The following is a 23882-nucleotide window of genomic DNA, read 5'->3' as shown; positions in this document are numbered from 1 at the left end:
AGGCTAAAACGCCCCTCTTCTTTTGTGCGATTAATCCCTGATGATTTAATCAAACAGGGATTTGCTCTATAATAGCGCCAAATTTTTTTAACAGCACACAACAGGAATACTCCCTCCTGTTGTTTTTATGTGACAAGGTGAACGTTTATGGGATTTAAATGTGGTATCGTCGGTCTGCCTAACGTAGGGAAATCTACACTGTTTAATGCCTTAACTAAGGCAGGTATTGAGGCAGCCAACTTCCCATTCTGTACTATCGAGCCAAACACAGGTGTTGTTCCAATGCCTGATCCTCGCTTAGATAAACTAGCTGAAATTGTTAAACCACAGCGTATTTTACCAACAACAATGGAATTTGTTGATATCGCAGGTTTAGTAAAAGGTGCATCTAAGGGTGAAGGTTTAGGTAACCAATTCCTAACAAATATTCGTGAAACTGAAGCGATTGGCCATGTGGTTCGTTGTTTTGAAAATGACAATATCATTCACGTTGCAGGTAAAGTTGATCCTGCTGAAGATATCGAAACCATTAATACTGAATTAGCCCTTTCTGACTTAGATACCTGTGAACGTGCAATGCACCGTAATCAGAAAAAAGCAAAAGGTGGCGATAAAATTGCTAAAGCAGAAATGGAAGTGTTAGAAAAATGCTTACCGCATTTAGAAAATGCAGGTATGTTACGCGCTTTAGATTTAACTGAAGAAGAAAAAGCAACTATTCGTTATTTAAGCTTCTTAACGTTAAAACCAACAATGTATATTGCAAACGTTAATGAAGATGGTTTTGAAAATAACCCATATCTTGAAACTGTTCGCAAAATAGCAGAAGCAGAAGGCTCTGTAGTTGTTCCTGTTTGTGCCGCTATCGAAGCAGATATTGCTGAGTTAGAAGATGCAGAACGTGAAGAGTTTATGCAAGATTTAGGTATTGAAGAGCCTGGCTTAAACCGTGTTATTCGCGCAGGTTACTCATTATTGAACTTACAAACTTACTTCACTGCTGGCGTTAAAGAAGTACGCGCATGGACTATTCCTGTAGGTGCAACGGCACCACAAGCGGCAGGTAAAATCCACACTGACTTTGAGAAAGGCTTTATCCGTGCTCAAACTATCGCTTATAACGATTTTATCACTTACGGTGGTGAGCAAGGCGCTAAAGAAGCAGGAAAAATGCGTGCAGAAGGTAAAGAATATATCGTTCAAGATGGCGATGTAATGAACTTCTTGTTCAACGTCTAAATATTTCCCATATAATGACAAACCACGTAATTTGAGGAAAACTCAAATACGTGGTTTTCTATTAGTTAATAAATAATAAGATAAAATATATATTCCATTTTTTCTTAAAATAAATATTTATCTTTATTGATTTAGCCACTGTAAAGGTACTATTTTTCGATAAATTGGCTCAAAGTGTTTATTTGCATATTTTTTCATCTTCAGTAAAGCACCTTTAATTTTAGAATACCTGTACATATTGTATTCAGAAAATGTATCAATCCATTTTGTATATTTATTACCCATCAATTCTACATTTAATTCATTTGCTTTATTTATTAATGCACATGCATAACTTAACATAGGTTGATAGTATTCTTTTATATATACATCAAAAGTAAAATTATATACAAAATCAATGAACAATATAGCAAGACTTAGTAAATATTTAGATTTTTCTTTATTATCTAACGACGTCAATTCAAAAACCTTACAAATATCTTCATAATGTTCAGGCTTAAGTAAAATCTTTTCTTTTTTATCCTCTGGAATGAGTAATAAATTTTCAAATATTATTGATATATCTTTATACTTTTCAGTATCAAGAAAATCTTCCTGAGAAGCTGTAGGTATGCCCATCCATTTTGATTGGAATTTTTTTTGATAGTCACTAAGCTTAAGTAACGATAAAAACTTATCAATTTTAATTTTATTAACAGACATATTATAATTATTTCTGAAAACTTTAAAAACCTCACCAAATAAATAATTATTGTTAATATGATTATTTTTTACATACTTTTCATTAATATAATTAAAATACTTATTCCATTTTACATCACACTCCATATATTTATTAAATAGCATTTTAGTTATATTTTCATGATTAATTATCATAGCATTATTTTTACTAATAAAAATGTAATTATTATATTCTTTACTTCCCCAGTTAACACGATAACACCCGTTACTAAAATTAGTTTTTCCCACAAAAGGCTTTACTTCCTTAAGTTCAAGATATCTGTTATATAAAACTCTAGCTTTCTCTCTAATTTTTTCATCATCATGATAAAGAGATAAAGTCATTAATTTAATAAAACTACCACAATCAGATTTATCGTTCTAAAAATTGTAGAAATCATGATGGAAAATTTATTTACCCACACAAATGATTCGATTTTAAAATCATAAAATTAACTATTTTTAACTTTACTTTGATATAAAAGAGTTTAATAAACCCCATCAATAACCACATTAAATATCAGAACGAATTAAGTTAATAAGGTTTATTAAATCACAACAAAAAATAATCTATACTTATTTTTTAAGTACACAACTATCACACGCTATTCAATAACAATTAAAACATTTGAAAAATTCATGTGTTGGTTTAATAATAAATTTGATAGTCAAGCAATGGCTATCTTTATTTAATAAGGATCGGTTTTATTATGAATAGCAGTCTTAAATATAACATGCGAGATAATAGCGATATTAAACAGAATAAAGAGAGTGGTTGCCTATGTGGGCAAGAAATAATAAACAACTTAAATAATTATATTAATAATCATCCCGAATGTACTATTTATCAAAATTCATTAATGAGTAGTTTAATTGCGGGTGTATATGACAGTGATATCACTATTGCTGATTTATTAAAGCATGGTGATTTTGGTTTAGGAACATTCAATCAACTTGATGGTGAATTAGTTGCATTCGACAGTAATGTTTTTCAGCTACGCTCTGATGGTAGTGCGCGAAAGGCATTAAATTCTCAAAAATCTCCTTTTGCTGTAATGACATTTTTTAATTGTGATATTGAACATCACTTTTCTTATGGTGCATCACAAAAAGAAATACACAATGTAATTAATCAATATGTTCCTTCCGATAATTTATTTTGTGCAATCAGAATTGAAGGCGAATTTGAATTAGTTAAAACACGCACCGTTCCTCGCCAAGAGCCTCCCTACCTTCCGATGTTAGAGGCTATCGAGAATCAGCCTATTTTTACCTTTCACAATGAAACAGGGACTATTGCGGGTTTTCGCTCACCACAATTTACTCAAGGAATAAATGTTGCAGGGTTTCATGAACATTATATTAATCAACAACGCCAAGGCGGTGGTCATGTTCTTGATTACTACTTAAAAAAGGGCACATTACAAATCGGCATCATTTCTCGCCTTACCATTGATTTACCCAGCCAATCCGCTTTTCTACAAGCTAACTTAACGCCAGACAATCTCCATCAAGCAATAGAAAAAGCCGAAAATTAATTTAAAAGTCACTTCATTTTATTCTCAATCCAATTTTTTATTCACTTGCAAAATCAAAGAAGGTTATATGAATACTCCTCATTGGAAATGTGGTGCAGATTTAGTTGTCAAACAGTTAGAACAACATGGCATTAAACAAGTATTTGGTATTCCGGGGGCAAAAATTGATCGTGTATTTGATTCTCTTGTTGATTCCAGCATTGAAACAGTGGTTGTTCGTCATGAAGCTAACGCCGCATTTATGGCAGCTGCGGTTGGTCGTTTAACAGGTAAAGCGGGAGTAGCTATCGCAACATCAGGGCCAGGATGCTCTAATCTTGCGACAGGCATTGCAACAGCAACGTCTGAAGGTGATCCATTAGTTGCATTGGGAGGATCAGTAAAATCCTCCGATAGATTAAAACTGGTTCATCAAAGCATGGATACCGTTACCATGTTTAATCCTATTACTAAATTTTGTGCTGAAATTGATTCTTCAAAATCAATTTCCGAAACTTTGGCTAATGCATTTCGCCATGCAGAATCAGGAAGACCGGGCTCCGCTTTTTTAACTTTCCCAATGGATATTTTAAATAATGAAGTGAGTAGCCCAATATTAGTACCTAAATCAAAATCCAATATTGGTAGTGCAAATAATGATGCCATCCAAGAAGCTGTTAAATTACTACTGAATGCCAAAAGCCCCGTTATTTTATTAGGACTACAAGCTAGTTACCCTGAAAATGCATTAGCATTACAAATGCTACTTGATACTTGCCCTCTCCCGATTGTAGGTACTTATCAATCAGCAGGTGCGATTGCTCAGCGCCATTTTCCTTTATTTGCTGGTCGTATTGGTTTATTTAATAATCAACCGGGTGATGAGTTATTATCTCACGCTGATTTAGTCATTACTCTGGGTTATAGCCCTATCGAATATGAGCCGTCATTATGGAATCATAATAATGCCAGTATTATTCATATTGATGAGATCCCCGCTGAAATTGATTTAGCTTACTGCCCTGATTTAGAATTAACAGGCAACATCAAATTAACAATTAATAATTTAACTCACTATTTTACTAAGCAATCCGCATCTCAAATTACACTCTCAAATAATACTCGTCAGGTTTTAGAGAAAATTCGTCACCAAAGAGAAATTCTGCAACAAAATAGTTATTTTCGGCATGGTTCTCCTATTCACCCTTTAACCATCATCCATGAGATGCAAAATATTATTGATAACGATGTAACACTCTGCATTGATATGGGGAGTTTTCATATATGGCTCGCTCGTTATCTTTATAGTTTTAGAGCAAGACAAATGCTGATTTCAAATGGACAACAAACAATGGGGGTTGCATTACCTTGGGGAATTGGCGCTTCTTTTGTTCGTCCATCCGATAAAATTATTTCTGTTTCTGGTGATGGTGGTTTTATGCAATCGTCCATGGAATTAGAAACCGCAGTTCGTTTAAATACCAATATCTTGCATATTATTTGGGTGGACAACGCTTATAATATGGTAGAAATGCAAGAGCAAGAAAAATATGGTCGTTATTCTGGTGTAAAATTTGGGGCAATTGATTTTAAACGTTACGCTGAATCCTTTGGTGCTAAAGGATTTTCTGTTGAATGTGCTTCTCAATTACGTACTGTTTTACATGAAGCAATAGCTGTAGATGGTCCAGCAGTACTTGCTATTCCTGTTGACTATCGAGATAACGCTAAACTAATGGAACATATTGATTACAATTTAATTATTTAGTGTATTTTAAACTAATCATATAAAAGCCCCAGCAATATAAAATATCACTGAGGGCTTTCTAATGTAGCGCTACTGTTTGTTTTTATTTAAATATTCAGTGACACGAGTTTCAATATTTTTATGCTCACTCCTTGATAAATTTATTTTCCTGATTGGATATTTATATCTACAAGTTCACCTTCGAACAGTAATAAAGTCTATTCTGTATTTTTGCTAGCCCCACCTGATACAGGTCCAATCTTTTCTTTCTTGAAAAATAAACCTAAAATAACAATGATTAGCGAAATAATTAATCTTTTACTTATTTGATTTAAGTATCGCTTTTCCTATTTACACCCGTCAATCGTTTAGGATAACACCATGCTACAATCACCTCATCTTTCTTCTCATGCTCGATTTATTGCACTTCGCCTTCTCCCTAATGAGGATGTGATTATGGCATTACGACAGATTATTAAAGAACAAAATCTGAAATCGGCATTTATTGCAGGTTGTGTGGGAAGTTTAACAGATGTGGTATTACGCTTTGCAGGTCGCGAAGAAAATCGCTATCTTACAGGTAAATTTGAAATTGTTTCACTGATTGGAACATTAGATGACCAAGGTGAACATTTGCATTTAGCGGTTTCAGATGAAAATGGATTAATGTGTGGTGGACATATGATGCCAGGTTGTACAGTGCGCACGACGCTAGAGCTCGTTATTGGTGAGTTAGAGCAAGTGACTTTTAGCCGTCAGCCTTGTGAACACTCTGGTTATGAGGAGTTGGTCATCACACCGCGTAAATAGCCTTTTTATAAAAAAGCACTATTGACGCAAAATAATAAAACCAATAGTCACTATCCTTTGTAAAGGTTTTTAAACTATGTCTACAACTCCTCAAATTTCGAGCCGTACTCTTGTGCTCATTGTTGTTTCTATTGCAATAAATATGATCGGTGGTCAAATCACCTCTATGGTCAAACTTCCTATCTTTTTAGACTCTATTGGCACACTTATCTGTGCATTATTAGGTGGGCCGTGGGTTGCATTATTTACTGGATTATTAACCAACCTATTATGGGGGTTAATTAGTGGTCCAATGGCTGCCGCATTTGCACCTGTTGCCATGATGATAGGATTAAGTGCAGGTTTATTAGCGCGTGCAGGCGGTTTTCGCTCTTTAATTCGTGTTATTGGCTCAGGCGTTGTCATTACTTTAGCGCTGATGATTGTCGCTGTTCCAATTCGTACTTATTTATTTGGTGGTGCAACTGGAAGTGGCGCAGATTTCTTTGTCGCTTATTTTCATGCTGTTGGTGAAGGGCTTATTGAATCTGTTGCAATTACTGTATTAGGTGCAAATCTTGCCGATAAAATATTATCAGCAATTATTGCTTGGTTATTAGTACGTCAATTACCACAAAGAACACAACGTAATTTCCCTGCAATGGCTAAGGTTCGCTGATAATGCATCCCTTTACCTCATTGGCATTATGGCTTTGGCTAAGTGCTAGTGTGCTTTTTTTATCATTAAGCTTACCACTGCTGATTATCAGCAGTGGTACTTTTATTAGCTTATTACTTTGGAAAGCCTCTCGCTGGCGTTGGCGCTTTATCATATGGTTGATGATCCCAATGGCAATAGGCTTATGGTTAGTTCATAGCGGTTGGCTTGCATATTGGTTAACAGGTGGCATTTTAGATACCAGTAAACAAACTATGGCAATAACGCTATGGCTAAGATTATTAGCAATAATAAGCAGTGCTCAATTGTGGTTGCAGTACACTTCAACCGAACAATTTATCAGAGCTTTATTTGCTAGTCGCCTACCTATGAGCCTTTCCTATTTATTAGCAGGGCCTTTACTGCTTGTAGAACAATTACGCCAACAATTACATAATATAAGAGAAGCACAATTAGCGCGAGGTGTTCCTCTTGATGGTTCATTTTGGCAACGTCTAATAACATTGCCTGCCATTATCTTGCCACTTATTAGCCATGTATTAAGTGACTTAACTATTCGTAGTGCTGCATTAGATATGCGAGGGTTTCGTATTATTGCAAAACGAACTACCCTTTATCCTCCTGCTGATACCCCACTACAAGAGATGTTTCGCTATTTGATTTTACTGCTTATCTTTGTTGAAGGAGCTATTTGGCTATGGTACTAAGTCTTCAGCAATTTAGTTTTACCCTTAAAGGCGATGAGCAACCGATTATTGGCCCTATTGATTTGCAATTAAAACAAGGAGAATGGCTTGTTGTTTTGGGAGGTAATGGCAGTGGAAAAAGCCTTCTTGCCCAATTACTAGCAGGTTGGTATCCCGATTTATTAACAGGCTCAGTGCAAGGTTTGGGAATTGTACAAAATATTGCTCTAGATAAAAGCCGATTAGTGTCGCTGGCCCCAGGACGACAACTCGTTCAACAATCCCCCCAATTACAGCTCTCAGGCTGTGCTTTTACTGTAGAACAAGAGATTGCTTTTGGTCCTGAAAACTTAGGATTAAGCGATAATGAAGTTCGATTTCGTGTAAAAGAAGCAATGGTATTAACACAATGCGACAGTTTACGTTTTCGCCACCCTTCTACACTTTCGGGCGGAGAAGCTCAGCGAGTTGTGATTGCAAGTGCCCTTGCCATGCACCCCAAATTATTATTACTTGATGAAGCATTTAATCGTTTAACGCCTAATGCGACACAACAATTACAACAACGTATAAAACAATATTCAGAAGAACATAAATGCAGTGTGATTATTTTTGAACGTAACTTATTACCTGCAATAACGCTTAGTGAACAATTTTTATTGTTAGAAGTAGGAAAAACAAAAGCAACAGGCACCTTAGAAGATATATTTCCTTTCTTATTTTCAACAATTAATGCTCCTGATTCATGGCAAGCTTTAAATTGGTTAGTTGAAAACCATTATTGGAACAAAAATATTGTAAATAACGATAAAGCTTTGCTTAAGGCTTTTAAGGAGTTTTATGCTACAGCTGGATAAAGTGTCCTATCGTTGGAGTGAAGATGTTCCATCCTGTATTTCTCAATTATCTTTAACGTTAGATCAAGGTGAATGGGTAGCACTCGTTGGTGATAATGGTGCGGGTAAATCAACCTTATTACGTTTAATTGCGGGATTATTAACACCCAATGAAGGTGAGGTAAAACTCAATAATCAGTCATTATCTCAAATGAAAGCCGAGCAACGTGCTCAATATATTGGTGTATTATTCCAAGAGCCTGAACGACAAATATTTCATAATACAGTAGAAAAAGAAGTCGCTTTTGGCCTGAAACAACGCAAGTTTTCTAAAGATGAAATTAAAAAACGTTTAGATGAAACATTAATACTTTGTGGTTTAAGTGATGTTGCTGATGTTCATCCTTTAGATTTACACGCTGGCCAGCGCAGAATGGTTGCCGTCGCCAGTTTAAGTATTCTATCCCCTCAAATATTACTGCTTGATGAACCTACTCGCGATTTTGATGCGCATTGGCTAACTTGTTTTAAAAATTGGCTTCAAGTACAAAAAACATTAGGGACATCTGTTCTTGCTATTAGCCATGATCTGGACTTTACTGCACGCCATTTTCAGCGAGTCATTCATTTATCTTCAGGTAAATTAATTGCTGATGACGTACCTGAAAAGGTATTAATGAACTCAACATTGCAATCTCTTTCAGATATACCTGCACCTACGCTATACTCATTAAGCCAAAAATTAAAATTACCAACAAAAAATTCCCCTATTGAATGGGCTAAAATGTTAGTTGAAATAAATAAAAATCATAAAATTAACTCATAATAATCTTAAGGTTTATTTCTCTATTATTAGCGTTCGATGTTGTTTATTTTGTTGCTGGAGATAATAAAATGGAAATTATTCACACTCTATTAGACTCGTTAGGTCATTTATCTCCTCTTACACTTTTTCTCTCCATTACCTTAATCACGGCAGGAAAATCGACTATTGGTATTTCTTCATTCTTACCTCCTGCATCTTTAATGCTAATCTTTATTTTTGGTGCCTGTTTGCCTCTTTACTCACCTATCTTTCTTTGGCTAGCAACCAGTTGTGGTGCACTATTAGGCTCGATTATTAGCTATGAATTAGGTCGTTCTATTTATCGATTTCCTCGACTCAAGGCATGGGTTAAGCGTTATCAATCAAAAATTAATCGAGTTCAACAGTTATTAAAAAATAAGACCCACTATATTTTATTTATCTCTCGATTCCTCGCTGTATTTCGTTATTTAACGCCTTTTAGTGCTGGCCTATTAAAACTACCCACATACGGTATTTACATCACCAGCGCTATTTCTGCATTAATTTGGTCAGCGATGTTTGTACTGATTGCAACAGGCGTGCTTTCCATTACCTTATAAGTGTTTTAATTACGACTAAGCTTACTACCAAGCTTTACTGCTAACCTTTATTTATCTTCTTAACACTAAAAATGGTCTATTTATCCTCTTTTTTATCGAATTATTTAACGATTTTCTGATCCTTTATTTTTTCATTTTATTTTTTATTATCGATAAATAGGTTGTTTTTTAGCTCATTTTATCGTTTCTCTAGCAAGTTATTGATATTTTCTTTTGTGTTTTATGATTATCACCATAATTATGATTAAAAATTGCATAATTACTACGTTGATCACAAATTGTTATTTTATTGTTTTAAATTCATTACGCTACTTCACAATTTCTTAACGTTCCTTGTTTCTATAAAAGTTGTCATGTTGTATACAAGTTAGTGTGAAACATTCACCTGCGTTTTTATGTACAGGAACAACATCATGAGAATAAGAAAAACAAAGCTTGCCATCGGTCTTGTTGCTGTTATTGCTGTTATCTCATTAGCAGTAATCGGCAAAAAAGAGAATGCGAATAAACAATTTCTCTCTGTAGCAACCGCTTCAACAGGAGGAACGTATTATCCGATGGGAGTGGGTTTAGCAAACGTATGGAGTACGCATCTTAAGGATAGAGGCATTCAAGTCACTGGGCAATCTTCTGCTGGTTCAATAGAAAATATCTATTTAATGCAGAAAAATGAAGCTCAACTTTCAATATTACAAAGCCTTTTAGCCGTAGAAGCCTATGAAGGTGTGCGTAATTTTGAAGGTAAACCAGAAAAAAATCTTCGTTCAATCTCTATGTTATGGCCCAATGTTGAGCACTTTGTTTTAATGGACAACAAAGTAAAAACAGGCACATTAGACGATATTCGTACAACAAGTTTTTCTGTTGGCCCTCAAGCCAGCGGTACTGAACAATCTACAATTATTATTCTTAAAGGCGTTAATTTAACCAAGAAAGATATCACTCCAGAATATCTTGGATACGGTGATACGGTTTCTGCCATGCGGGATGGTCGCCTTGATGGTGGCGCATTACCTGCTGGTGTGCCTGCTTCAGCGGTAACTGATATGTATGCAAGTGGTGTCAGTGCAAAATTACTCGAAGTCACAGATAAGCAACTTGATGATATCAATCATGTGGCAAATTCATGGTTTCGATTTGAAATACCCGCCAACACCTACCCTCGTCAAGCTGAAATGGTCAATACGATTGCTCAACCTAATATCTTAATGACCACAACCAGCATTGATAATGATTTAGTTTATGAGCTGACAAAAACCATGTTTGAGAACCTGCCTGAAGTTCATCAAGTTCATAGCGCAGCCAAGTACATCACCACAGAAAATGCATTAAAAGGTGTTTCTGTACCATTACATTTAGGGGCTTACCGCTACTACAAAGAAATCGGATTAGAGATCCCTGATTATCTTATTCCGCCAGAAGCTCAAACGCAGACTAATAATAAATAACAGGAGTGAGTTATGACTAACAATGACCACCTAACTCCGGTAGAGCCACCTGCATTAGATAAAGAAGCAAGCTCCGGCAATCGCCAACTTGCAGGTATTTACCTGAAAATTACCACAACTCTTGCAATATTAATTTCGCTTTATGCTATTTATTCCAACGCATTATCAAATACTCAAGAGTTTTACCGTAATACTATTTTTCTTAGCGGTATTTTAATTTTAGGTTTTATTTTGTTTCCATTCTCTAAGCGTTTTTCAACGCCTAAATTTAATGGATGGGATTATCTTTTTATTGCTTTAACATTAATCAGTTATGGCTACTTTTTCTTTAATTATGTCGATCTTCACGTTGTGAGAAAAAGTATTCCAAATACGACCGATTATGTCATGGCAATATTAGGAATTATTGTACTGTTTGAAGCAGCAAGAAGAACCACTGGCTACTTTATTCCAGGACTTGCTACATTTGCCATTATCTACGCTTTATTTGGTCAGTATTTTATGGGGATTTTCGGTCATGCAGGATTTTCTGTAGAAAGATTGTTATACCGCTTATTTATGACCAGTGAAGGTATCTTTGGGATCACCCTTTCAACAGCCTCGACAGCAATTGTTGTCTTTATTCTTTTTGGCTCGTTCTTAAGTGTGAGTGGCGCAACAGCACTATTTAATGATTTAGCACTTGCTCTTGCGGGTCGTCGTCGTGGTGGTCCTGCCCAAGTTGCTGTTATTTCGTCTGCATTAACTGGTTCATTAAGTGGAAGTGCCGTCGCCAACGTAGCGACAACTGGTACCTTTACCATTCCTTTAATGAAAAACATTGGATTAACACCTCGCTTTGCAGGCGCCGTAGAAGCAACTGCATCAACAGGCGGTATGATAATGCCACCTATTATGGGTGCTGCCGCATTTATTATGGCGGGCTTTTTAGGGATTTCTTATACCACGATTGTTATTGCCGCGATTATTCCAGCGTTGTTGTATTACGCAGCATTAATTATGGCGATTGATATCGAAGCTAAAAAACAAGGATTAAAAGGTTTAAGTAAAGAGAATATCCCACAAGTTAAAGCGGTATTAAAAGCACGTGGTTTATTATTACTGCCTTTAGTTATTGTTATTGGCACCTTATTAGTGGGCAAAACACCTATTTATGCAGGTTTCTTAGGTATTCTAACCATTATTGTTGCAAGCTGGATTACACCTGATAAATCAGTCCGTATGACGTTAACTAAAGTGGCCGACGCCTTGGCTGAAGCTGCTCGTGGATCTGTTCAAGTGACTATCGCTTGTGCTGCCATAGGTGTCATTATCTGTGTTGTTACAATGACAGGTATCGGTGCAACATTAGCATTTAATATTGTCTCAATGACAGATAACACATTATGGATGATCTTATTAGTCGTTATGCTAGTGTGTATTGTATTAAGTATGGGTTTACCTTCAACAGCATTATATATTGTCGTAGCTGTTACAGTGTCACCTATCTTAATTAAAGCGGGTGTAATGCCTTTAGCGGCTCACTTCTTTGTTTTCTGGTTTGGTGCTTTATCCAATATTACACCACCTGTGGCATTAGCAAGTTATACCGCAGCCAGTATTGCAAGAGCCGATCCTATGCAAACATCATGGGATGCAGTTCGTTTAGCACTTCCTGGTTTTATCATTCCATTTATTTTAGTTTATAACCCTGCTTTATTGATGCAAGGTGATAATTTAGGTGTACTTTCTATTGGATTAATGATTATTAGTGCATTAATCGGAATTTATGCACTAAGTATCGCAACGGCAAACTTCTGGATGATTAAAACAACGTGGTTTGAGCGTATTGCATTTGCAGTAGCGGCAATTCTAATGATTAAACCGGGCTTATATACCGACCTTTTAGGTGTCGCCTTGATCCTATTAACCGGTGCATTCCATTTATTACGGTCTAAAAAACAGTTAGCCAATATGAGGCATGCATCTGGAGAAAACTAGATGATACAAAAGATCTCACGCCAAAAAGCGTCACATCAAATTCTTGAGCAGATAAAGCAAAATATTAGTAACGGGACATACCCTATTGGTGAAAAGTTACCCTCTGAAAATGTACTTGCTGACGCCTTTGGCGTCAGTCGAGTCCCCATCAGAGAAGCATTAGGTGTCTTAGAAGCCAGTGGCATTGTAACTTCACGCCAAGGGGGCGGCCGCCGTGTAATTGACCATTCTATACTCAGTAAATATGAGCCATTAGTTATGGAAATAGCTTGCCCTGAAGAGATAGATTCACTGCTTGAAATGCGTGAGGTCATTGAACATGAAGCGGCAGCTATTGCCGCTTTACGTCGAACACCAGAAGAATTACGCGCTATCGAAAACGCCCACGACGCTTTTGTTTTGGCGACAAGACAAAACAAAAGCATTGGTCATAAAGAAGATTATCAATTTCATCGTTCGATTATGGTTGCCGCACACAACCCTTTTTTTGTCAGGATCTTAGATAATATGCATGAGCTTTATCTTGGTGTCTTAATGTATTCATTAAGTCAAAATAAAGGGCGAGAGGCAGAAACAGAGCGTGTTATCGCAGAACATGAGGCAATTCTCGAGTCAATACGCCAACAAGATCACGATGAAACAAGCCATAGAATGCGTCTTCATTTGACCAATGTAAGAGGCAAATTAAAGCGCTTAAAACAAGAACCCTGTTAATTTTAAATTTATAAAATGGATAATATTATGACTTATGACGTGATTATTATTGGTGCGGGATTAGTCGGATTAGGGGTTGCAAGTGCACTACAAGAGAGTCACCCCGAACTGAAATTACTAGTGATTGATAAAGAATCTGGCCCCGCTGTTCACCAAAGTGGGCATAACAGTAATGTTGTTCATTCTGGTATTTATTACACGCCAGGGAGTCTTAAAGCGAGGTTAGCAAAACAAGGCAACATCACAACGTATGCATTTTGCCAACAACATAATCTCTATTATGATCGTTGTGGCAAAGTCATTGTTGCTACTAATGAAAAAGAGTTACAAGCCTTAGAAAATATTTATCAACGTGGCATTGAAAACGGACTTGAAGTTATCAAAATGACTGAAGCAGAGCTTAAAGTCAGAGAGCCTTATGTTAATGGTATTGCTGCCCTATTAGTCCCTGATGCGGGTATTGTGAATTATCCTGAAATTGCAGCAAAACACGTTGAAATTATTCAATCTCGTGGTGGCGAATTTGCATTTGGACAAGCGGTTACAGCAATTAATGAAACCGATGACACTGTCACGGTTACGACATCCAATAACCAATTTATAGGCAGATGGTTAATTAATTGTGCCGGTTTATTTAGTGACCGTATTGCTAAAATGGCAGGTTATGACACAGGTATGAAAATAGTCCCATTCCGTGGTGAATATTTTATGCTTAATACCAATAAAAACTACTTAGTAAATCATCTTATCTACCCTGTTCCTAACCCTGATTTTCCTTTCTTAGGTGTGCACTTTACACGCATGTATAACGGACATCGTGACGTTGGACCTAATGCGGTATTAGCTTTTAAGCGTGAAGGTTATAAAAAAAGCGACATTAACTTAAAAGATCTCGCCGAAGTTCTCACTTATAAAGGATTTTGGAAAATTGCTGGAAATTATTTAGGTGAAGGAATGGCAGAGCTTCGACGCTCATATTCACGTAAATTATTTACCGCAAATGCACAAAAACTCATTCCTGATTTACGCGAAGCAGATATTCATCCGGGCCCTGCCGGTGTTCGAGCCCAAGCATTAACTCGCGAAGGGAAATTAGTAGATGATTTCCATTTTGTAAAAGGTAAACGTTCACTGCATGTTTGTAATGCTCCATCACCAGCTGCAACAGCGTCTATTGAAATAGGCAGAGAAATAGTAAAAGAGCATTTTTCTTTGTAATTGAAAAAATATACTGTGAGTAAAAATAACAAATAGCACTGAAATTAATCAGTGCTTTTTTATTTTTATATTACTCACTGCATTCTTTTAACGCTTCATTCATTAACCATTGCTGAAATATTTCCATTGATGCTGTCATTGGCTTTGATTTTAAATATGTTAGCCAATATTTGCCCATTTCAACTTCTATTTTAAACGGTTGCACTAACTGGCCATTTTCAATTTCTCTTGAAAACATTTTTGCTGGTGCTAATGCAACGCCTCCTTCATAAATAGCGCTTTCAATCATTAAGCGTGAAGAGTCAAAAATAGAGCCCGTTATTTTGATAGGCGACATATCTGCTTTTGCAAACCATTGTAACCACTCATCTTCTCGATAAGAGCGATATAAGTTTTCATTTATTAAATCAGTTGGATGTTGTAAACGTTTCGCCGTACCCGATGAACACAATACCGTTAATGGCGCAGAAAATAATGCTTTGTTATGTGTTAATGGCCATAAACCTTCACCAAATCGAATAGCAAAATCTAATCCTTCAGTAGCCAAATTGACCACATTATTATTTGTTCTTAAATTCACTTCTATTCTTGGATATAACTGCCTAAATTCGGCTAACCTAGGTAATAGCCATCCCACTGCAAATGTGCCGACAGCCGCAATTGAAACAACATCGCGATATTCACCACGTTCAAATTGCTTAAATACACGCTCAATATCACTAAAAGCTGTTGTTAATACAGAAAATAAGATTTGAGCATCATCCGTCATTTCTAAGCCTCTAGGCAAACGCTTAAAAAGAACAACACCAAGTCGCTCTTCTAACATTCTCACTTGTTGGCTAACAGCACCTTGAGTGACATACAGCTCTAATGCCGCTTTGGTGAAATTAAGATGTCTTGCAGAAGCTTCAAATGCACGCAATGCATTTAAGGGGAGATGTGTTCGCATAATATTCTTAGCCATTAGATTTTCTATAGGCTAAGGTGATTTATTATCGATTGTCAATAAATCAATTAAATAGGATATTGCACCTTATAAATAAACGGCTCTATATCTACCCAATAACTGTCTATTTATATTGAGATTTTCTTTATTAACTTAATATGAGCAACAATGACTATGTTTAAAACAACATTTCGCCAAATAGCCGCGATCGCAGTTTCATTAATATCTCTATTAGCATCACCAATGTTATGGGCTGACAACAATAATACAGTTGAAGAGCAATTAAATACGCTTGAAAAATATAGCCAAGGTCGTTTAGGCGTGGCATTAATCAACACGGAAGATAACTCACAAATAATATACCGTGGTGAAGAACGCTTTGCGATGGCAAGTACAAGTAAAGTTATGGCAGTTGCTGCCGTTTTAAAAGCGAGTGAAAAACAAGCCGGATTATTAGATAAGAATATTACGATTAAAAAATCTGACTTAGTTGCTTACAGCCCTATTACAGAAAAACATTTAACAATAGGAATGACTCTGGCTGAATTAAGTGCTGCTACATTGCAATATAGCGATAATACAGCAATGAATAAGATATTAGATTATTTAGGAGGTCCAGCCAAAGTCACTCAATTTGCACGTTCAATTAATGATGTAACTTATCGCCTAGATCGGAAAGAACCTGAATTAAATACAGCAATTCATGGTGATCCTCGTGATACTACCTCTCCAATTGCAATGGCTAAAAGTCTTCAAGCACTGACATTAGGTGACGCGCTAGGTCAATCTCAACGTCAACAACTTGTTACTTGGTTAAAAGGCAATACAACGGGTGATCACAGTATTAAAGCTGGTTTACCAAAACACTGGGTTGTTGGGGATAAAACTGGCAGTGGTGATTATGGTACAACTAACGATATTGCCGTCATTTGGCCTGAAAATCATGCGCCATTAATTTTAGTCATTTATTTCACACAACAAGAACAAGATGCAAAATATCGTAAAGATATTATTGCTAAAGCTGCTGAAATTGTGACAAAAGAGATATCTAATCCACCTCAAACAAAATAAATTTCTTTATTGATAATCTAGATAAGAAATTAAATGTAATAATAGAGTTATTAATTGGCTCTATTATTACAAACACACATAATAATATAAATAAAATAACATACAGGCAAAACAATTAGACTGTAATAAACAAGCATAATATACTGGCTTCTATTAAATGGATTTATTTTAAGGAAGTAAGATGTCTGATCTATTTGAATTAATAGGTGAATTACTATCCTGTGCAGGTCAAATTACACTCACTCAGATCCGACTTTGTATCGTTATTCTTACCCTATTAATGTTAGTTATTGTCTCTTTATGTACTTGGTCATTTGAGCTCTATTTTATTGGTGCTTCATTATTTTTATGTATGTTGCTTTATACACCCGAGATATATCGGTTTATTAAAAGCTGGATAGTTTAATTTACAGTTATAAAAAAGCCTCCGTTAAATTAACTAGAGGCTTTCTCTATTAAAAATATCTCGTGTGATGATTTAAATTAACTAAATCTAAATGTGTAGAAAATTAAAGTGGTAAAGCAAAACTCACTTTTACTGTTTCCATTGGTACTTCTGTTTTTATACTTTGGATGCTTGGAATTTGTGTTAAATAATCGGCATGAAAACGACGATACGTTGCTAAATCTTTAGTAACGATGCGAATAAGAGCATCACATTCACCAGCCATTAAATGACATTCAACCACTTCAGGTAATACCTTGATAGCTTTTACAAACTCTTCAATAGTTTCAGCATCTTGTGCTCTAAACCAAATCCTTGCAAATAAAGATAACCCTGCATCAACCTTACTACCATCTAATACAGCAACATAACGAGTGATCACACCAGACTCTTCGAGTAAACGCACGCGACGAAGACAAGGAGAAGGTGAGAGTCCAACCTCTTTTGCCAGTTCAATGTTCTGGATTTTGCCATCACGTTGAAGCACCTGCAAAATATGTTTATCTATCTTATCTAATTTTATTGACATCAAAGATTAACCTTAATTCTATTTGTGGAATTTTATTGCCAATTAATTCTTTTTGTTAGCAACAAAGCAACCCGATTTTTTCGAAAACATCATATAATCTTTCCGCTAAATTTCACAGCAAAAACGATATTTCTCTTAAACTATCTCTATCAGGTGAAAAGATGGAATTTAACACTTTATTATTATTCGCACTGACTGTTCTACCGCTTATCTGCACGCCTGGACCCGATATTCTTTTTATCTCATCTCAAGGGCTATCTGGCGGTATGAAATCAGCATGGATTGCCAATACTGGCGTTATATCAGGCTATTTAACCCATGCATTACTGAGTGCGTTAGGGCTTGCCGCCTTAGTATCAGCATCACCCATTTTATTTCATTTACTCAAATGGGTTGGTGTGTTCTATATTAGTTATCTTGCAATCAGAATGCTGATATCAGCCTGTAAAAAAGGTCAATTAGCCCTAGATGCCTCAAAAACCTCACATCTATTTCGTAAAGGTTTTTTAACCAGTTTTCTTAATCCTAAAGGACTACTCGTTTATCTCGCTATTTTACCAAACTTTATTGATAATCATAATGATGTAGCAACACAATCATTGCTGTTATCTGGGATATTTATCACGACTTGCTTAATTATTTATGGTCTGCTCGGCACCTTTTTTGCTTATATTGGCTTAAAAGGTGGTTTAAGTGAAAAACGTCGCCGCTATAACGATGGCATTGCAGGAGGATTACTCACTTTTGCAGCTATTAATCTGGCTTTAAATTAGCCTTAATCCTAAGCACTATTTATTATTCTAGTCAGTATTTGACCACAAAAATGCCTCTATTTAAGTGGTCGAATATCTGCCCATAGTAATTGACAATTTGTGGTTAACGGTCTTATTTCACCTTCACGAATATCAGGCAACCACCAAGCGCCTTGGCCTTTTGACAAACGCTGACAAGTCGCGCCTATTAAAGTCCATTCGCCTTGAGTGACATAAATTAACCCTGCATGAGAACTAGGCAAAATAAGTGGCCGTGTTACTAAGGTCGTTTCTGCTTTCCAACACGTCCGACGTACCATGATATTTAGGCACTTTACGCCACCTTTAATAAGTTCAGATTTAACATGGATATCACCTGAAAAATCAAAAGGCTGATAAGAGTCTGTAACGGAATGACTAAGAAAACCAGGGCTATTTAAATTGACGCCATTACCTTCTAATAGCACTATTTGCCGTTCAATGTCAGGGAACTGTCCTAATGAGCTATTCTCTTCGATAGAGGTTAAACACGCTCGCCATGAAAAATCATTATTAACCGGCCAACACACAATTTCTTGCGTTGTGCCTTTTTGATTATTCCATGATATAAACGGTAACTCTTGCTGATCAAAACAACGTAGCTTCATTGTATCCTCCTGCAATATCTGGCTATCAGTCTGATAATGAGGTTAAGGATTAATCATTGGAGATTACCGTCAATAAATCAATAGCTAACTTTTAAAAATGTGCGCTGACGTCAGCTATTTACGTCGTAATTTTCTGCATCCTTCACCAATAATTTCCATTCCTTTTTCAGTACGACTATTCCATTGAAAAGAAGAGTTTAAACGGAATGCATGATTAAATTGGGAACTGGTGGAAAACATTGAACCCGGCGCAATACTGACACCTCGTTCTAATGCAAAGTGATAGAGTTTATTGGCATCAAATGTTGACTCAAACTCTAACCAGAGAAAATACCCTCCTGATGGAATATTCACTTTTACATCTTCAGGTAAATGCGTTTGTATCGCTTGCAACATCCGATAACGCCTTTGTTCTAACAATAATCTTAATCGGCGAAGATGCGTATCATAACCACTTTGTGATAAATAATCGGCTATAGCTTGTTGTGTTGGCATACTGGCAGAAACTGTACTCATCATTTGCAACTGCTGTATTTTTGTTGCATGTTTTCCTGCCGCAACCCAGCCCACACGAAATCCTGGTGCAAGGCATTTAGAAAAAGAAGCGCAATGTAAAACGCTATTTGTTTTATCAAAACCTTTTACTGGCATCGGTGCTTTCTGGCTGTTATAGAGTTCGCCATAGACATCATCTTCAATTAGCGTTATCTGTTTCTTCGCTAATATTTCCACCAGCCTTATTTTATTCTCATCGGGCATTGTTCCACCTAATGGGTTTTGACAATGGCTCATCAACCAACAGGCTTTAATATCGTATTGCTCCACTACCTTTTCGAGTTCATCTAAACAAATTCCTGTTACAGGATCTGTTCTAATGGCAATCGCTTTTAATCGCAAACGTTCAATGGCTTGTAATGCACCATAAAATGCAGGTGACTCAATCACAACCCAATCACCCGGTTCGGTAACAGCTTGCAAACTAAAACTTAATGATTCCATTGCACCAGCAGTAATCACAATTTCATCTGGAGAGACATGAATTCCTTGTAATGCATAGCGTTGTGCAATGTTACGGCGTAACTTTTCATTTCCCGGAGGCAGATTGATCACCGAACTTTGGGGCGCTAGATGTCTTGCAGCAGAAGCCAATGCACTACTTAATTTAGGTTGAATAAATAAACTCGGATCGGGGAAAGCGGAACCAAAAGGAATAATTTCAGGATCTTTACATGCTTGAAGGACATTGAAAATAGAGGTGCTTATCTCAACATTTTCACTCATGTGTAGCCCTTTACTGGCTGTCACTTGACCAAAGCGTGTATTACGATGAGCAACGTAATAACCTGATTGTGGTCGTGCGGTTATCCATCCTTGGCTTTCTAATAACTGATACGATTGTAAAACAGTCATTAAACTTAAACCTGATTGTTTCACCGTATCCCGCAATGAAGGTAAACGGTCACCAGATTGCCAGATATTATCTTCAATCTGTTGGCGTATTTGCGCTGCAAGCTGTTCATATCGAGTCATATAAAACTGTTCACCTCAAAACTGTTATAGTCATTTTTAAACTTATTGTCACTATTATAGCTTACTGTCATATGGTCTACTAATCCACACGATTTACCTGCAATTTATATTTACATATCAATAAAACGAGGTTTTTTATGCTTGGGTTAAGTGCCTTTGATTTGGCGCGTATCCAATTTGCGTTCACAGTTTCTTTTCATATTATCTTCCCTGCGATTACCATCGGACTGGCTAGCTTTTTAGCCGTATTGGAAGGTTTATGGTTAAAAACTCGCAATAAGGATTATTTAGCGTTATTTCATTTCTGGTCAAAAATATTCGCTGTTAACTTTGCTATGGGCGTTGTCTCTGGTTTGGTCATGGCCTATCAATTCGGAACCAACTGGAGTTTTTTCTCTGATTTTGCGGGCTCAATTACAGGCCCTCTACTCACTTATGAAGTTCTTACCGCTTTCTTCTTAGAAGCTGGTTTCTTAGGTGTGATGCTGTTTGGTTGGAATAAAGTAGGCGAAAAACTTCACTTTTTCGCAACCTGTATGGTGGCATTAGGTACATTAATGTCTACGTTTTGGATCTTGGCTTCAAATAGCTGGATGCAAACACCACAAGGGTTTGAAATTATAAATAACCAAGTTGTTCCTGTAGATTGGCTCGCGGTTATTTTCAATCCATCATTCCCTTATCGCCTTGCTCATATGGGTGTTGCTGCTTTCCTTGCTTCGGCCTTCTTTATTGCTGCATCTGCCTCGTGGCACCTGCTCAAAGGCCATAAAACATCAGCCATGAAAAAGATGCTTTCAATGTCGTTGTGGATGATTTTAATTTTAGCCCCCATTCAAGCACTCATTGGTGATATTCATGGTTTAAATACCTTAAAACATCAACCTGCAAAAATTGCTGCTATTGAAGGCCATTGGGAAAATAAACCGGGTGAAGCAACACCACTGATCCTTTTCGGTATGCCGGATATGGATGCTGAAGAAACTAAATATAAGATAGAAATTCCTTATCTTGGCAGCATGATCTTAACCCATAGCTTAGAAAAACAAGTTCCTGCATTAAAAGAGTTTCCAAAAGAAGACCGACCTAACTCACCTATCGTTTTCTGGTCTTTCCGCATTATGGTTGGCCTTGGTATGTTAATGATTTTAGTCGGTGTTTGGGGAACGTGGCTACGATATAAAAAGAAACTTTATGAATCTAAAGCTTTCTTACGCCTAACTTTTCTAATGGCGCCTTCAGGACTTATCGCTATTCTTGCCGGTTGGTTTACAACTGAAGTAGGACGTCAACCTTGGGTTGTTTATGGCATACAACGAACACGAGATGCCGTATCAGCACACGGCGAAATGCATATGAGTATAAGCTTGCTGATCTTCTTAGTTGTTTATAGCTCTGTATTCGGTGTTGGATATGCCTATATGTTAAAACTGATCCGTAAAGGTACACCGGAGGTTCATCATGGGAATTGATTTACCCGTTATTTGGTTCGTCATCATCGTATTTAGTACATTAATGTATATTGTAATGGATGGCTTCGATCTCGGTATCGGTATGCTCTATCCATTTATTAAAAGCGACCAAGATCGTGACTTAATGATGAATACCGTTGCTCCAGTATGGGATGGCAACGAAACATGGTTAGTTCTAGGAGGAGCCGCATTATTTGGTGCTTTTCCATTAGCTTACGCGGTTATTCTTGATGCTTTAGCAATGCCTCTAACATTAATGCTTGTCGCCTTAATTTTTCGTGGTGTCGCATTTGAATTTCGTTTTAAAGCCGATGAAAATCACAAAGGTTTTTGGGATAAATCATTTATCTTTGGATCTATCTTAGCCACTTTTATGCAAGGCGTTGTCGTTGGTAGCGTAGTTCAAGGTTTACCAGTTGTTAATCGCACTTTTGCAGGTAGCTATTTTGACTGGTTATCCCCTTTTGCACTCTTTTGTGGATTTGGATTAGTTATCGCCTATTCCTTATTAGGATGTGGCTGGCTAATTATGAAAACCGAAGGTCATTTACAGCAGAGTCTATATAAGGTCGCTAAACCTCTTACACTTGTTATGCTTGCAGTCATTGCAGCGGTTAGTGCATGGACACCATTAGCACAACCTGCAATTGCTGAACGTTGGTTCACATTACCAAACCTGTTCTTCTTTTTACCTGTTCCTCTTTTAGTGTTGTATAGCACTTGGTTAATTTTACGCTCAGTGAAAAAACAAGGACATTACCTGCCTTTCTTTGGTGTGCTGGCCTTAATTTTCTTAGGTTTTGCAGGATTAGGGATCAGTATTTGGCCTAACATTATTCCACCTGCAATTAGTTTTGTAGAAGCGTCCGCACCGCTAGAAAGCCAAGGATTTATGCTAGTTGGCGCACTGTTTATTATTCCAATTATTCTCGTGTACACATTCTGGAGTTATTACGTTTTTAGAGGAAAAACAAATTATGAAGAAGGTTATCACTGATCCACAAATACAAAGCAAACACTCGTTATTAAAAAGATGGGGATGGTTGATTACTATTTGGTTTTGTAGTGTTTTAGCCTTATTCGCAGTTTCTTCCCTCTTTCGTTTTTTAATGACGTTAGCCGGAATGAAAGTCAAGTAAAGGCAAAATACATACAGCAATATAATCAACTAGCACCGAATACGGTAAACTATAGAATAGAAGTAAAAAAAGGGCTGAAGTTATCTTCAGCCCTTTTATCTTTATTTAAGATAGTGAACGACTCTTTAATGTCATTAAAACTTAACCTATTCTTATTAAATACTCTTTTAGTAATTAATTTTTATATAAATTTCTTTGTTATAAAAATAAAACACAAAAGCAAATATTTTCATTTATCCATAATTAACTAAATTTAAATCAAACACCTTGATAAAATCATTTTAAATACATCATTTTTGATTAAAAATAAGAGATAAAATCTTTTTTAGGCATTTATTACGATAAATAAAGATATAAAAAATCCTATAAAA

The 23882-nt window shown here is 36.4% G+C and carries 24 protein-coding genes; 19 read left to right on the top strand and 5 right to left on the bottom strand.

What is annotated here, in order from left to right; all coding sequences use genetic code 11:
- Positions 1–147: 147 nt before the first annotated feature.
- A complete protein-coding gene (gene ychF / locus GWJ01_RS15595) occupies positions 148–1239 on the top strand; it encodes a redox-regulated ATPase YchF (RefSeq protein WP_072064039.1) in 1092 nt (363 codons plus the stop codon).
- A 123-nt stretch (positions 1240–1362) separates the two neighbouring features.
- Here the strand turns inward: ychF and GWJ01_RS15590 are convergent, their stop codons facing one another.
- Positions 1363–2304, bottom strand: coding sequence for a hypothetical protein (locus GWJ01_RS15590; RefSeq protein WP_161711274.1), 942 nt, complete (start codon positions 2302–2304; stop codon positions 1363–1365).
- 365 nt (positions 2305–2669) lie between these two features.
- On the opposite strand from GWJ01_RS15590, the gene budA reads away from it, so the two are divergent.
- The 12 genes from budA to lhgO all read left to right on the top strand — a co-directional run bounded on the left by budA (position 2670) and on the right by lhgO (position 14980).
- Positions 2670–3497 (top strand): acetolactate decarboxylase, encoded by an 828-nt coding sequence (gene budA, locus GWJ01_RS15585; protein ID WP_109393865.1) that lies wholly within the window; start codon positions 2670–2672, stop codon positions 3495–3497.
- A 67-nt stretch (positions 3498–3564) separates the two neighbouring features.
- Positions 3565–5244 (top strand): acetolactate synthase AlsS, encoded by a 1680-nt coding sequence (alsS, locus tag GWJ01_RS15580; protein WP_109393866.1) that lies wholly within the window; start codon positions 3565–3567, stop codon positions 5242–5244.
- 360 nt (positions 5245–5604) lie between these two features.
- Positions 5605–6033 carry a PPC domain-containing DNA-binding protein gene (locus GWJ01_RS15575; RefSeq protein ID WP_075670997.1) on the top strand — a complete coding sequence of 143 codons (429 nt, stop codon included), beginning with the start codon at positions 5605–5607 and terminating at the stop codon, positions 6031–6033.
- A 76-nt stretch (positions 6034–6109) separates the two neighbouring features.
- On the top strand, positions 6110–6691 hold the full coding sequence (locus tag GWJ01_RS15570) for an ECF transporter S component (RefSeq protein WP_098942621.1): 582 nt from the start codon (positions 6110–6112) through the stop codon (positions 6689–6691).
- A 2-nt stretch (positions 6692–6693) separates the two neighbouring features.
- A complete protein-coding gene (locus GWJ01_RS15565; protein ID WP_167392445.1) occupies positions 6694–7398 on the top strand; it encodes an energy-coupling factor transporter transmembrane component T in 705 nt (234 codons plus the stop codon).
- Entirely contained in the window at positions 7389–8234 is an 846-nt protein-coding gene (locus tag GWJ01_RS15560; protein ID WP_161711273.1) for an energy-coupling factor ABC transporter ATP-binding protein, read from the top strand. The genes GWJ01_RS15565 and GWJ01_RS15560 overlap by 10 nt, the downstream gene beginning before the upstream one ends.
- Positions 8218–9039: an energy-coupling factor ABC transporter ATP-binding protein gene (locus GWJ01_RS15555; RefSeq protein WP_161711272.1), complete on the top strand. Its 822-nt coding sequence runs from the start codon at positions 8218–8220 to the stop codon at positions 9037–9039. The genes GWJ01_RS15560 and GWJ01_RS15555 overlap by 17 nt, the downstream gene beginning before the upstream one ends.
- 68 nt (positions 9040–9107) lie before the next feature.
- Positions 9108–9620, top strand: a complete 513-nt coding sequence (locus GWJ01_RS15550; RefSeq protein WP_161711271.1) for a DedA family protein — start codon at positions 9108–9110, stop codon at positions 9618–9620.
- Positions 9621–10033: 413 nt separating this feature from the next.
- Positions 10034–11068: a TAXI family TRAP transporter solute-binding subunit gene (locus GWJ01_RS15545; protein ID WP_161711270.1), complete on the top strand. Its 1035-nt coding sequence runs from the start codon at positions 10034–10036 to the stop codon at positions 11066–11068.
- Positions 11069–11080: 12 nt separating this feature from the next.
- Positions 11081–13048 (top strand): TRAP transporter permease, encoded by a 1968-nt coding sequence (locus GWJ01_RS15540; RefSeq protein ID WP_109393871.1) that lies wholly within the window; start codon positions 11081–11083, stop codon positions 13046–13048.
- Positions 13049–13762, top strand: coding sequence for a FadR/GntR family transcriptional regulator (locus GWJ01_RS15535; protein ID WP_109393872.1), 714 nt, complete (start codon positions 13049–13051; stop codon positions 13760–13762).
- A gap of 15 nt (positions 13763–13777) precedes the next feature.
- The gene (lhgO, locus tag GWJ01_RS15530; RefSeq protein ID WP_109393873.1) at positions 13778–14980 is read left to right on the top strand and encodes an L-2-hydroxyglutarate oxidase; all 1203 of its coding nucleotides are present in this window, start codon (positions 13778–13780) and stop codon (positions 14978–14980) included.
- 70 nt (positions 14981–15050) lie between these two features.
- On the opposite strand, the gene GWJ01_RS15525 is transcribed toward lhgO, so the two are convergent.
- On the bottom strand, positions 15051–15929 hold the full coding sequence (locus GWJ01_RS15525) for a LysR substrate-binding domain-containing protein (RefSeq protein ID WP_109394035.1): 879 nt from the start codon (positions 15927–15929) through the stop codon (positions 15051–15053).
- 171 nt (positions 15930–16100) lie between these two features.
- On the opposite strand from GWJ01_RS15525, the gene bla reads away from it, so the two are divergent.
- Both bla and GWJ01_RS15515 read left to right on the top strand, forming a co-directional pair.
- Positions 16101–16997, top strand: a complete 897-nt coding sequence (gene bla, locus GWJ01_RS15520; protein ID WP_109401795.1) for a class A beta-lactamase — start codon at positions 16101–16103, stop codon at positions 16995–16997.
- Between the two features lie 181 nt (positions 16998–17178).
- Complete coding sequence (locus GWJ01_RS15515) at positions 17179–17403, top strand: hypothetical protein (RefSeq protein WP_109393874.1); 225 nt, start codon at positions 17179–17181, stop codon at positions 17401–17403.
- A gap of 103 nt (positions 17404–17506) precedes the next feature.
- Here the strand turns inward: GWJ01_RS15515 and GWJ01_RS15510 are convergent, their stop codons facing one another.
- A complete protein-coding gene (locus GWJ01_RS15510; protein WP_023582027.1) occupies positions 17507–17971 on the bottom strand; it encodes an Lrp/AsnC family transcriptional regulator in 465 nt (154 codons plus the stop codon).
- Positions 17972–18132: 161 nt separating this feature from the next.
- Between GWJ01_RS15510 and GWJ01_RS15505 the strand changes: the two genes are divergently transcribed.
- Positions 18133–18744 (top strand): LysE family translocator, encoded by a 612-nt coding sequence (locus GWJ01_RS15505; protein ID WP_109393875.1) that lies wholly within the window; start codon positions 18133–18135, stop codon positions 18742–18744.
- Between the two features lie 56 nt (positions 18745–18800).
- Here GWJ01_RS15505 and GWJ01_RS15500 read toward each other — a convergent pair whose 3' ends face one another.
- Together GWJ01_RS15500 and GWJ01_RS15495 are read right to left on the bottom strand one after the other, a co-directional pair.
- Positions 18801–19370 (bottom strand): HutD/Ves family protein, encoded by a 570-nt coding sequence (locus GWJ01_RS15500; protein WP_109393876.1) that lies wholly within the window; start codon positions 19368–19370, stop codon positions 18801–18803.
- A gap of 114 nt (positions 19371–19484) precedes the next feature.
- Complete coding sequence (locus tag GWJ01_RS15495) at positions 19485–20900, bottom strand: aminotransferase-like domain-containing protein (RefSeq protein ID WP_109393877.1); 1416 nt, start codon at positions 20898–20900, stop codon at positions 19485–19487.
- 137 nt (positions 20901–21037) lie between these two features.
- Between GWJ01_RS15495 and GWJ01_RS15490 the strand changes: the two genes are divergently transcribed.
- The 3 genes from GWJ01_RS15490 to GWJ01_RS15480 are packed head-to-tail and all read left to right on the top strand — an operon-like array spanning position 21038 to position 23511.
- Positions 21038–22372 carry a cytochrome ubiquinol oxidase subunit I gene (locus GWJ01_RS15490; protein WP_109393878.1) on the top strand — a complete coding sequence of 445 codons (1335 nt, stop codon included), beginning with the start codon at positions 21038–21040 and terminating at the stop codon, positions 22370–22372.
- Positions 22362–23369, top strand: a complete 1008-nt coding sequence (gene cydB, locus GWJ01_RS15485; protein ID WP_161711269.1) for a cytochrome d ubiquinol oxidase subunit II — start codon at positions 22362–22364, stop codon at positions 23367–23369. The genes GWJ01_RS15490 and cydB overlap by 11 nt, the downstream gene beginning before the upstream one ends.
- Complete coding sequence (locus GWJ01_RS15480; protein ID WP_161711268.1) at positions 23350–23511, top strand: DUF2474 domain-containing protein; 162 nt, start codon at positions 23350–23352, stop codon at positions 23509–23511. The genes cydB and GWJ01_RS15480 overlap by 20 nt, the downstream gene beginning before the upstream one ends.
- The last annotated feature ends 371 nt before the right edge of the window (positions 23512–23882 follow it).

It is taken from the genome of Proteus sp. G2618 (assembly GCF_009915995.1).
Classification (GTDB): domain Bacteria; phylum Pseudomonadota; class Gammaproteobacteria; order Enterobacterales; family Enterobacteriaceae; genus Proteus; species Proteus terrae.
The sequence above is the reverse complement of the archived record's forward strand: the minus strand, read 5'-3'. Positions and strand labels throughout refer to the sequence as shown.